This is a genomic window from Streptomyces sp. NPDC001507 (genome assembly GCF_042894765.1).
Lineage (GTDB): Bacteria > Actinomycetota > Actinomycetes > Streptomycetales > Streptomycetaceae > Streptomyces.
In genome coordinates this window covers 552034-563564 of record NZ_JBIAVV010000006.1, presented here as the reverse complement: position 1 = coordinate 563564, position 11531 = coordinate 552034, and the positions used below count along the sequence as shown (strand labels likewise).

Annotated in this window: 10 protein-coding genes; 8 read left to right on the top strand and 2 right to left on the bottom strand. The window is 71.6% G+C overall.

Translation table 11 applies throughout. The annotated features are described in order from the left end of the window. The first annotated feature begins 32 nt into the window (after window positions 1–32). The 5 genes from ACFY0K_RS22500 (at window position 33) to ACFY0K_RS22480 (ending at window position 6833) form a co-directional block, all read left to right on the top strand. Entirely contained in the window at window positions 33–935 is a 903-nt protein-coding gene (locus ACFY0K_RS22500; protein WP_390641323.1) for an FAD binding domain-containing protein, read from the top strand. Continuing rightward, on the top strand, window positions 935–1525 hold the full coding sequence (locus ACFY0K_RS22495; RefSeq protein ID WP_390641322.1) for a (2Fe-2S)-binding protein: 591 nt from the start codon (window positions 935–937) through the stop codon (window positions 1523–1525). The genes ACFY0K_RS22500 and ACFY0K_RS22495 overlap by 1 nt, the downstream gene beginning before the upstream one ends. A 5-nt stretch (window positions 1526–1530) precedes the next feature. Next, entirely contained in the window at window positions 1531–3927 is a 2397-nt protein-coding gene (locus tag ACFY0K_RS22490) for a xanthine dehydrogenase family protein molybdopterin-binding subunit (protein WP_390641321.1), read from the top strand. Between the two features lie 168 nt (window positions 3928–4095). Further along, window positions 4096–5553 (top strand): NCS2 family permease, encoded by a 1458-nt coding sequence (locus tag ACFY0K_RS22485; RefSeq protein ID WP_390641320.1) that lies wholly within the window; start codon window positions 4096–4098, stop codon window positions 5551–5553. Between the two features lie 122 nt (window positions 5554–5675). Then, a complete protein-coding gene (locus ACFY0K_RS22480; RefSeq protein ID WP_390641319.1) occupies window positions 5676–6833 on the top strand; it encodes an XdhC family protein in 1158 nt (385 codons plus the stop codon). Between the two features lie 9 nt (window positions 6834–6842). On the opposite strand, the gene ACFY0K_RS22475 is transcribed toward ACFY0K_RS22480, so the two are convergent. Both ACFY0K_RS22475 and ACFY0K_RS22470 read right to left on the bottom strand, forming a co-directional pair. After that, entirely contained in the window at window positions 6843–7283 is a 441-nt protein-coding gene (locus ACFY0K_RS22475) for an SRPBCC family protein (RefSeq protein WP_390641318.1), read from the bottom strand. Window positions 7284–7399: 116 nt separating this feature from the next. Then, the gene (locus tag ACFY0K_RS22470; RefSeq protein ID WP_390641317.1) at window positions 7400–9154 is read right to left on the bottom strand and encodes an esterase; all 1755 of its coding nucleotides are present in this window, start codon (window positions 9152–9154) and stop codon (window positions 7400–7402) included. Window positions 9155–9376: 222 nt separating this feature from the next. On the opposite strand from ACFY0K_RS22470, the gene ACFY0K_RS22465 reads away from it, so the two are divergent. The 3 genes from ACFY0K_RS22465 (at window position 9377) to ACFY0K_RS22455 (ending at window position 11516) form a co-directional block, all read left to right on the top strand. Continuing rightward, window positions 9377–10018 carry a phosphoribosyltransferase gene (locus tag ACFY0K_RS22465; RefSeq protein WP_390641316.1) on the top strand — a complete coding sequence of 214 codons (642 nt, stop codon included), beginning with the start codon at window positions 9377–9379 and terminating at the stop codon, window positions 10016–10018. 17 nt (window positions 10019–10035) lie between these two features. Further along, on the top strand, window positions 10036–10455 hold the full coding sequence (locus ACFY0K_RS22460; protein WP_390641315.1) for a TIGR03668 family PPOX class F420-dependent oxidoreductase: 420 nt from the start codon (window positions 10036–10038) through the stop codon (window positions 10453–10455). Between the two features lie 62 nt (window positions 10456–10517). Beyond that, window positions 10518–11516 (top strand): serine/threonine-protein kinase, encoded by a 999-nt coding sequence (locus ACFY0K_RS22455; protein WP_390641314.1) that lies wholly within the window; start codon window positions 10518–10520, stop codon window positions 11514–11516. The last annotated feature ends 15 nt before the right edge of the window (window positions 11517–11531 follow it).

The following is an 11531-nucleotide window of genomic DNA, read 5'->3' as shown; positions in this document are numbered from 1 at the left end:
CGAGACTCACGAGACGGAGAAGAGAGCCGGTCATGGACTTCCTTCGCCCCGCCAGCTGGGAGGAGGCGCTCGCCGCGAAGGCCGAGCACCCCACCGCAGTGCCGATCGCGGGTGGCACCGATGTGATGGTCGAGATCAACTTCGACCACCGCCGGCCCGAGTACCTCCTCGATCTCAACCGCATCGGCGATCTCTACGAATGGGAGGTCGGCGAGGAGAGCGTACGGCTCGGCGCCTCCGTCCCGTACACCCGGATCATGGAGAACCTCCGCGCCGAACTCCCCGGTCTCGCCCTCGCCTCGCACACCGTCGCCTCCCCGCAGATCCGCAACCGCGGCGGCGTCGGCGGCAACCTCGGCACCGCGTCCCCGGCCGGCGACGCCCACCCCGCGCTGCTCGCGGCGGGCGCCGAGGTCGAGGCGGAGTCGGTGCGCGGCACCCGGCTCATCCCCATCGACGACTTCTACACCGGCGTCAAGCGCAACGCCCTCGCGCCGGACGAACTGATCCGCGCGGTGCACGTGAAGAAGGCCGACGGACCGCAGCAGTACTCGAAGGTCGGTACGCGCAACGCCATGGTGATCGCCGTGTGCGCCTTCGGGCTCGCCCTGCACCCCCGGACGAAGACCGTGCGGACCGGGATCGGCTCGGCCGCCCCGACGCCCGTGCGGGCGAAGACCGCCGAGGAATTCCTGAACGCGGCGCTCGACGAGGGCGGCTTCTGGGACAACGGAAAGATCATCACCCCGTCGGTCGCCAAGCAGTTCGCGGACCTGTGCGCCGCCGCCTGCAACCCGATCGACGACGTCCGGGGCACCGCGAGCTACCGCCGCCACGCGGTCGGCGTGATGGCCCGCCGCACGCTCACCTGGACCTGGGAGTCGTACCGCGGCACTACTGGGCAGAACCCTGAGCAGAAGGGGAGTGTCGCCTGATGCGCGTCAACTTCACCGTCAACGGACGTCCGCAGGAAGCCGACGACGTGTGGGAGGGCGAGTCCCTGCTGTACGTGCTGCGGGAGCGGCTCGGCCTGCCCGGTTCCAAGAACGCCTGCGAGCAGGGCGAGTGCGGGTCCTGCACCGTCCGGCTGGACGGCGTGCCGGTGTGCTCGTGCCTGGTCGCGGCGGGGCAGGTGGAGGGGCGGGAGGTCGTCACCGTGGAGGGGCTGGCGGAGTTCGCGGAGCGGCGGGCTTGCGGCGGCGGGACGTGCGACGGTGCTATGTCACATGTCACGCGTGACAGCTCACAGAACTGGCAGCCCAAGCCCCCCACCGACTCCCACACCGGCGAACGAACCCACCTCTCCCCCATCCAGCAGGCCTTCATCGACGCCGGCGCCGTCCAGTGCGGCTTCTGCACCCCCGGCCTCCTCGTCGCCGCCGACGAGATGCTGGAGCGCAACCCCAACCCGAGCGACGCGGACATCCGCGAGGCGCTCTCGGGCAACCTGTGCCGCTGCACGGGCTACGAGAAGATCATGGACGCGGTCCGCCTCGCGGCCGCCCGGCAGGGAGAGGCGGTCTGAACCGGATGCCCAGCAACGGCGCCCCCCTCGGCACGCCCACCAAGGTCACCCAGGGCTCCCAGACCAAGGGCGGCATCGGCGAGTCCACGCTCCGCCCGGACGGCACCCTCAAGGTCACCGGCGAGTTCGCCTACTCGTCCGACATGTGGCACGAGGACATGCTCTGGGGCCAGATCCTCCGCTCCACGGTCGCGCACGCCGAGATCGTGTCGATCGACACCAGCGAGGCCCTCGCCCAGCCCGGCGTCTACGCCGTCATGACCTACGACGACCTGCCCACCGAGGTGAAGAACTACGGCCTGGAGATCCAGGACACCCCGGTCCTCGCGCACGGCAAGGTCCGCCACCACGGCGAGCCGGTCGCGATCGTCGCCGCGGACCACCCGGAGACCGCCCGCCGCGCGGCGGCCAAGATCAAGGTCGAGTACCGCGAGCTGCCCGTCATCACCGACGAGGCCTCGGCCACCGCGCCCGACGCGGTCCTGGTCCACGAGGGCCGCGACGACCACCACATCGGCCACGTCCCGCACCCCAACATCGTGCACCGCCAGCCGATCGTCCGCGGCGACGCCGACGAGGCCGCGAAGCGGGCCGACGTCATCGTCAAGGGCGAGTACTACTTCGGCATGCAGGACCAGGCCTTCCTCGGCCCCGAGTCCGGGCTCGCCGTCCCCGAGGAGGACGGCGGCGTCCACCTCTACATCGCCACCCAGTGGCTGCACAGCGACCTGCGCCAGATCGCTCCCGTCCTCGGCCTGCCCGAGGACAAGGTGCGGATGACGCTGTCCGGCGTCGGCGGCGCGTTCGGCGGCCGCGAGGACCTGTCGATGCAGATCCACGCCTGCCTGCTGGCCCTGCGCACCGGCAAGCCGGTGAAGATCGTCTACAACCGGTTCGAGTCCTTCTTCGGCCACGTCCACCGCCACCCTGCCCGCCTCTACTACGAGCACGGGGCGACGAGCGAGGGCAAGCTGACGCACGTCAAGTGCCGGATCGTCCTCGACGGCGGCGCCTACGCCTCCGCCTCCCCGGCCGTCGTCGGCAACGCCTCCTCGCTCGGCATCGGGCCGTACGTCGTCGACGACGTCGAGATCGAGGCCATCGCCCTCTACACCAACAACCCGCCCTGCGGCGCGATGCGCGGTTTCGGCGCGGTCCAGGCGTGCTTCGCCTACGAGGCGCAGATGGACAAGGTCGCCAAGCAGCTCGGCATGGACCCGGTGGAGTTCAGGAAGCTGAACGCCATGGAGCAGGGCACGATCATGCCGACCGGCCAGCCGGTGGACTCGCCGGCCCCGGTCGCCGAACTCCTGCGCCGGGTCACGGCGATGCCGCTGCCGCCCGAGCGCCAGTGGGAGAGCAGCGAGGGCGCGGACGTACGGCAGCTGCCCGGCGGTCTGTCCAACACCACGCACGGCGAAGGCGTCGTACGCGGCGTCGGGTACGCGGTCGGCATCAAGAACGTCGGCTTCTCCGAGGGCTTCGACGACTACTCGACCGCGCGGGTGCGCATGGAGGTGGTCGGCGGTGAGCCGGTGGCCGTCGTGCACACCGCGATGGCGGAGGTCGGGCAGGGCGGGGTGACCGTCCACGCGCAGATCGCGCGCACCGAGCTCGGCGTGGCGCAGGTGACCATCCACCCGGCCGACACCCAGGTGGGTTCGGCGGGTTCGACCTCGGCCTCGCGGCAGACGTACGTCACCGGCGGTGCCGTGAAGAACTCCTGTGAGCTGGTCCGCGAGCGGGTGCTGGAGCTGGGCCGCCGCAAGTTCGGTACGTACCACCCCGCCTGGGCGACCGCCGAACTGCTCCTGGAGGGCGGCAAGGTGGTCACCGACGGTGGTGAGGTGCTCGCCGACCTGGTGGACGTGCTCGGTGACGAGGCCGTGGAGATCGAGGCGGAGTGGCGGCACCGGCCGACCGTGCCGTTCGACCTGCACACCGGGCAGGGCCACGGTCACGTCCAGTACAGCTTCGCCGCGCACCGCGCGGTCGTCGAGGTGGACACCGAGCTGGGCCTGGTCAAGGTGATCGAGCTGGCCTGCGCCCAGGACGTCGGCAAGGCGCTCAACCCGCTCTCCGTCGTCGGCCAGATCCAGGGCGGTACGACCCAGGGCCTGGGCATCGCGGTGATGGAGGAGATCATCGTCGACCCGAAGACGGCGAAGGTCAGGAACCCGTCCTTCACGGACTACCTGATCCCGACCATCCTCGACACGCCGACCATCCCGGTCGACGTCCTCGAACTCGCCGACGACCACGCCCCGTACGGGCTCCGTGGCATCGGTGAGGCCCCGACCCTGTCCTCGACCCCGGCGGTCCTCGCGGCGATCCGCAACGCGACCGGCCTGGAGCTCAACAGGACACCGGTCCGCCCGGAACACCTGACGGGCAACGCGTAACACCGCCGAACGGCGGCCCGGCGCCGGGCAGTTGCCCAACCACCCGGCGCCGAACCCACAAGCGTGCACCTCCGGGCCGTCCCCCGGGTCATGCACTTCCCAAATCCCGCGTGCCGCCGAAGGCATCGGCATGCGCGGGGGCCCCTGTGAACCTTGGGAGACGGCACCATGACCCAGCAGTCACTCGAACCCAGGGCGACGGCCGAAGACGCGGGAGAAGGCACCCGCGTCCCGGCCGGACGGTCCTGGCTCGACCGGTACTTTCACATATCCCTGCGGGGATCGAGTGTCGCGCGTGAAGTGCGCGGCGGCGTCACCACCTTCATGGCGATGGCGTACATCCTCCTGCTCAACCCCCTGATCCTGTCCGGCAAGGACGCGGCCGGGGACACGCTCGGCCAGAAGGCCCTGATCACCGCGACGGCGTTCGCGGCGGCCTTCACCACGCTGCTGATGGGCTTCGTCGGCAAGGTGCCGCTCGCGCTCGCCGCCGGCCTCTCGGTCTCGGGGGTGCTCTCCTCGCAGGTCGCTCCGCAGATGACCTGGCCGCAGGCGATGGGCATGTGCGTGATGTACGGCGTCGTCATCATGCTCCTGGTCGTCACCGGCCTGCGCGAGATGATCATGAACGCGATCCCGCTCGCGCTCAAGCACGGCATCACCATGGGCATCGGCCTGTTCATCGCGCTCATCGGCTTCTACAAGTCCGGCTTCGTGCACCAGGGCAAGGCCACCCCGGTCACCCTCGGCCCCGCCGGCGAACTGGCCGGCTGGCCGGTGCTGCTCTTCGCCGGCACCCTGCTGCTGATCTTCATGCTGCAGGCACGGAACGTCCCCGGTGCGATCCTGATCGGCATCATCAGCGGCACCGCCGTGGCGGCCGCGCTGAACGGGCTCGGGGTCGTCGACCCCAGGCAGTGGGCCGACGGCGCCCCCGAACTGCACGGCTCCGCCGTGTCCATGCCGGACTTCTCGCTCTTCGGGCACGTCGAGTTCGGCGGCTGGGGCAGGGTCGGCGCGATGACGGTGGCGATGATCGTCTTCACCCTGGTGCTCGCCGGGTTCTTCGACGCGATGGCCACCATCATCGGAGTCGGCACCGAGGCGAAGCTGGCCGACGACAAGGGCCGGATGCCGGGGCTGTCCAAGGCGCTGTTCATCGACGGCGCGGGCGGCGCGATCGGCGGGGTCGCGGGCGGCTCCGGGCAGACCGTGTTCATCGAGTCGGCGACCGGCGTCGGCGAGGGAGCCCGTACCGGTCTGGCGTCCGTCGTCACCGGCCTGTTCTTCGCGGCCTGCCTGTTCTTCACCCCGCTCACCGCGATCGTCCCGCAGGAGGTCGCCTCGGCCGCCCTGGTGGTCATCGGCGCGATGATGCTGATGAACGCCCGGCACGTGGACTGGGCCGACCGGGCCACCGCCATCCCGGTGTTCCTGACGGTCGTCCTGATGCCCTTCACCTACACCATCACCACCGGGGTGGCCGCGGGCGTGATCTCGTACACCGCCATCAAGGCAGCTCAGGGCAGGGCCCGGGAGATCGGGGCATTCATGTGGGGCCTGACAGGGATCTTCCTGGTCTATTTCGCCCTCAATCCCATTGAGAGCTGGCTGGGCGTCCACTAGGCGCTCCGCTGGTTCAGCCGTGATGGGCCGGTTGCTGTCTGCGGGTTCGTCGTGGCTGGTCGCGCAGTTCCCCGCGCCCCTTACGGGGCGCTTGCCCTCAACCTCGTTAAGGAGATCCGGAAATGCTGGACATCGCCGAGGAGCTGAGTCGTTGGGTCGCCGATGGGCGGGACTTCGCCGTGGCCACGGTGGTGGCGGTCGGGGGGAGTGCGCCGCGGCAGCCCGGTGCCGCTCTCGCGGTGGATGCCGAGGGGACCGCCGTCGGTTCGGTCTCCGGCGGCTGTGTGGAGGGTGCCGTGTACGAGCTGTGCCGGCAGGCGCTGGAGGACGGGGAGACCGTTCTGGAGCGCTTCGGGTACAGCGACGAGGACGCCTTCGCCGTCGGCCTGACCTGTGGCGGCGTCATCGACATCCTCGTCACCCCGGTCCGGGCGGACGGCCCCGCCCGGCCGGTGGTCGCGGCGGCGCTGGCCGCTGCCGCGGGCGGGCGGGCGGCGGCCCTCGCGCGGGTCGTCACCGGACCCGCGGAGCTGCTGGGCCGCGCCCTCCTGGTGGACGCCGACGGTGCCCACGAGGGCGGCTTCGGCGCCCACCCCGAGCTGGACCGCACGGTCGCCGCCGAGGCCGCCGCCCTCCTGGACGCGGGCCGCACCGGCACCCTGGAGATCGGAGAGCAGGGCTCTCGGTGCGGAGCGCCGCTCACGGTGCTGGTCGAGTCGTCCGTCCCGCCGCCCCGGATGATCGTCTTCGGTGCGATCGACTTCGCGTCGGCGCTGGTCAGGGTCGGCAAGTTCCTCGGCTATCGCGTGACGGTGTGCGACGCGCGGCCCGTCTTCGCCACCAGGACCCGCTTCCCGGAGGCCGACGAGATCGTCGTCGAGTGGCCGCACCGGTACCTGGAGCGCACGCGGGTCGACGGCCGTACCGTCCTGTGCGTCCTCACCCACGACGCCAAGTTCGACGTCCCGCTGCTCCGGCTCGCCCTCCGCCTCCCGGTGGCCTACGTCGGCGCGATGGGTTCGCGCCGCACCCACCTGGACCGCAACGAACGCCTGCGCGAGGTGGGCGTCACCGAACTGGAGCTGGCCCGCCTCCGGTCGCCCATCGGCCTTGATCTCGGCGCCCGTACGCCGGAGGAGACCGCGCTGTCGATCGGGGCCGAGATCGTCGCGAACCGCCGGGGCGGCAGCGGGGTCTCCCTGACCGGCGCGCACACCCCGATCCACCACGACGTGACATCTGCGGCGCTCCCGGCGCGACGGATCGGATCGGTGGCGTAGGGCCCCCGGTCAGGGCCGCCGGAGGAGTGAGTTGACCGCCCGCCCGAACACGGCACGGGAGGCCCGGCGGACCAGCGGGTCGAAGAGCGACGGCAGCCCCCGGATCCGCAGTTCCTCGTGCCAGACCACCCGGGTGCGGCCGCCGGGCCCGTGGTGCACCTCCAGTTCGGCCCAGCCGAGCACCACCCGGCCGTGCTTGACCAGGCGGCACCGGCCGGAGCCGCCGTCCCGCGGGGGCTCCCAGACGGTCACCTCCATGGGATCGTCGAACGACAGCGGTCCGAACCCGGAACGGGCCACGAAGACCGTGCCCTCGTGGGTCGGGGGATCGGTGAGCACGGTGACCCGGGTCAGCGGAACCACGTCGGCGTGCCGGGACCACTCCGTGAGCCGGCGCCAGGCCTCGTCGATCGGCAGCGGAGCCGTCCGCTGAAGGAGGAAGTTGACCACGGCACGATCGTAGGGAACCGGCCACCGTGCGCGAGTCGCACACGGGATGTTCACGGAACCGACAGATTCGTCCAGGCCGGGCCGGCGCCGGACCCGGTGCCGGCCCGGGCCGGTGGTCACCTCCCGGTGACGGACTCCACCCAGCTGATGAAGTTCGTCGTCGGGTCGCCGGTGCGCTCGGCCTCGGTGTGTCCCTGGGCCCAGACGGTGGCGAAGTCGACGTCGCGGATGCCGTAGTTGCGCAGGGCCAACTGGAGGTTGATCTCAGTGGTGTTGGCGGTGTCGCCCTGCATGATGCCGGTGCGGATGCGCCAGTGACGCGCGACCTGCGACCGGCGGTAGCCGTCGAAGGCGGGGGAGAGGAAGTACAGCGGGTTGTACGCGTCGGCCCGCCAGGCCATGTCCTTGCCGACGCTGTCCTTCTTCGCGAAGTCGCTGTCGTACGCCGCGGAGCCGTAGTCGGAGCTCCAGTCGGAGTACGTGGCGTACGTCGTCTCGTTCGCCCTGACGACGTCACGGGTGAGCGGGGCGAAGTGCGCGGGGGCGTTCAGCCCCGTCGCGAAGACGCCGTTCTCGGTCTGCCCGCGGGAGTACCCGTCGAACGCGCCGACCGGCTTGCTCGCGGTCTTCTGGCTGTTGACGAAGCCTTCGAGGCCGGACACCGTCGCCGTGTTGGTCGTGGCGTCGTAGGTGACCCACGTACTGGCGGTGTTGAGGTAGGCGATGTAGTCGTCGACCGTCTGGTACGTGGTCGAGGTGCCCGGCTGGCCCGATCCGGGCGGGCCGCCCATCGTGGTGATGGTGTACGGGAACGTGGTGTCGGACAGGAAGTTGTTCAGCGAGGTGGTGATCACCTCGACCAGGTGGTCGTAGTAGCTGCCGGCCAGGTAGGTGCCGCTGTCGGACTCGGTCAGCTTCAGGCGCCTGCCCTGCTCGTCACGCAGCCCCAGCCGGTTGAGGTACCTGGGCCAGGCCTTCGCGAGGTCCGCCGAGTAGGCGCCGGTCCAGGTGCCGGACGCGCGCGTGCCGGCCGAGGCGAACTGGCCCATGTTCCACTCGTAGGACAGGTTGGCCTCGTGCAGGCTGGTGATCGGGCACCAGGCCATGACGGCGGCGACCGCGTCGCTGAGGGGCCTGCCCTGGGCGTCCGTCATCGCCGCGCCGATCGTGCGCAGGTACGGGTGGTACAGGGGGCTGTCGCCGGAGGCGCCCGCCACGGTGTCCTGGGCGCCGCCGCCGCTCATGCCGAACAGGACGATGTCGTCCGTGCTGCCGGGCAGGACGCTCCGGTTGTACCGCAGGAAGCGGACCGCGGCCTTGAGGTCGGTCACGCCCCAGGGGGCCGCGTCGGAACGGGTGCCGGTCGAGCTGTCCCGGCCGCGCAGGCCCGGCCACACGTAGATGTGCCCGGCCGCGAGGTACTGCGAGACGCTGCTGTAGCTGTAGGACGTGGCCGGCTTCTGGGCGGCGTAGCCGGGGGTGTTGACCGGGATCACGATCGGCGCCGTGCGTCCTGAGTACGCGCCGACGGTGCCCTTCGGGTCGACCGTCGCGGTGTACGTGGTGCCGTCGCTGTTCACGGTTGCCTTCAGGTAGGCGCCCGGCACGTAGACCGACAGGTTCTCGATGTCCGTCGCGGCCGGGTCGGTGACGTACACCTTCCCCAGCTGGTAGTACACGTCGTTGGCCGAGTCGTACGACCAGGCGGTGGGATCGAACTCCAGCGAGTACGCCGGGTCCGCCGTGGACGTGCCCGACGAACCGGTCGACGCCGAGGTGCCGGCGAAAGCCCTGCCTGCCGCGCCCTCGGCCATTCCGAACGCGGCCATGGCTGCGGCGCCCCGGACAACGGTTCTGCGGTTGATCTCCACCCCTGGACCTCCTTGTGCATCGGGTTGCGGTGCGGCTCTTCCGAGTCCCCGACTGTAGGCAAGGAGGCGGGAGATTGTTGACAATTTTGATGATTATTTTGTTAGAAGGTTGCCGGGTGTCGTACGGAGTCGGCGGTCGTTCCCCGGGAGGGTTCGGCCTTCGGGGCCTCGTGGTGTGAGCATGGAGGAAGGAGACCCGACCCCGCCCGGAGAGGACGAACCGTGCGCTACCGGGACCGCGCCCACGCGGGCCGCGAACTCGCCGCCGTGCTGGGCGAGTTGCGTGACGGGGGCGCCCTGCCCGACCCGATCGTGCTGGCGCTGCCCCGGGGCGGAGCGGCGGTCGCCGTCGAGGTGGCGCGCGAGCTGCCGGCCCCGCTCGACGTGCTCGTCGTCCGCAAGATCGGAGCCCCGTACCACGAGGAGTTCGGCGTCGGCGCGATCGCCGGGGACGACCCGCCGCTCCTGGACCTGGCGACCCTGGCCCACCTGGACCTGAGCGAGGACTCCCTCGCCCCCGTCGTCGAGCGGGAGCGGCAGGAACTGCGCCGCCGCGAGCGCCGCTACCGTGAGGGCCGGCCGCCGCCCGCGCTGCGCGGCCGTACCGTGCTCGTCGTCGACGACGGCCTCGCCACCGGCTCCACCGCCCGCGCCGCGCTGCGGCACGTACGGGGCCGGGGCCCCGCGCGGACCGTCCTGGCCGTCCCGGTCGGCGCCCCCGACTCCCTGGACGCGCTCGCCGCCGAGGCCGACCTCGTCGTCTGCCCGTACCGTCCGGCCCTGTTCAGCGCGGTCGGGCAGTGGTACGACGACTTCGGGCAGCTGACGGACGACGACGTGCTCGACGCGCTGCGCCGGGCCTGACCGGGACGGGGCGCGCGGTGCCGGAGCTGGCCGGGGGCGAGGCACGACGCCGGTTCGCCGCGGCCCGGGTGGCCCGGCTCGCGACCGTGGACGGGAACGGCCGCCCCCATCTGGTGCCGGTCGTCTTCGCCCTGCACGGCGCCGACGGGATCGTCACCGCCGTTGACCACAAACCCAAGACCACCACCCGCCTCAAGCGGCTGCGCAACATCGCCGCGCGGCCGTCCGTGTGCCTGCTCGCGGACGACTACGACGAGAACTGGGACCGCCTGTGGTGGGTCCGGGCGGACGGCGAGGCGGTCGTGGTTCCCGCCGGCGCGGAGCTCGTCGGGCCGCTGAGCGCGAAGTACCCGCAGTACCGGGAACGCCCGCCGGCCGGCGCGGTCGTCCTGGTGACCGTGACGCGCTGGACCGGCTGGCAGGCGGCGCCTCTTTGACCTGGCCGGTTCCGGTCCGCCGGAACGCGGCCTTCTCGCGGGCCTCGGGCCCGCCGGATACGATGTGGGTGATGGCGACGCGCATCGCGGGCTACGAGGTCCAGGGCGAGATCGGGCGCGGCGGCATGGCCGTCGTCTACCGTGCCAGGGACCTGCGTCTGGACCGGACCGTCGCCCTGAAACTGCTGGCCCCCGAGATGGTGCGCAACGACACCTTCCGCCGCCGTTTCAGCCACGAGTCGCGGGTCGCCGCCGCCATCGACCACCCCCACATCGTGCCGATCTTCGAGGCCGGCGAGGCGGACGGCGTGCTCTACATCGCCATGCGGTACGTCTCGGGGCCCGACCTGCGCGCCCTGCTGGACGAGGAGGGCGTACTGCCGGTGGACACGGTGCTGCGGATCGCCGCCCAGGTCGCCTCCGCGCTCGACGCGGCGCACGAGCACGACCTGGTGCACCGGGACGTGAAGCCCGGCAACGTGCTGGTGGCGCGGGGCACGGACAGCGACCACCCCGAGCACGTCTACCTCACCGACTTCGGGCTCACCAAGAAGTCGCTGTCGCTGACCGGGTTCACGACGGTCGGCGAGTTCGTCGGCACCCTGGACTACGTGGCACCGGAGCAGATCTCGGGGCGTCCGGTGGACGGGCGCTGCGATCTCTACAGTTTCGCCTGCGTGGTCTTCGAGATGCTCGCCGGCGGTCCGCCGTTCGTCCGGGACGAGGACGTCGCGCTGCTGTGGGCGCACCAGTACGACGCCCCGCCCGCGCTGAGCGAGGTGCGGGCCGGGCTGCCGCCGGCGCTCGACGACGTGTTCGCCAGGGCGCTGGCCAAGGACCCCGAGGACCGGTACGGCTCCTGCCTGGAGTTCGTGGCAGCGCTGCGGGGCGCCGCGTACGGCCCCGGACCGGCCGGGGAGGCCCCTGTTCACCGGGATGCCCGGGACGACGACGGCGCCCCGACGGTCGGCCGCGGCACCGTCCGCACCCCGACCGTCGTCCGGGAAACCGCGGACACCCCGCCCCCGCCGGCCTGGGCCCGCCCGGTGTTCCGCCGGTAGCCGGAGCCGCCGGCC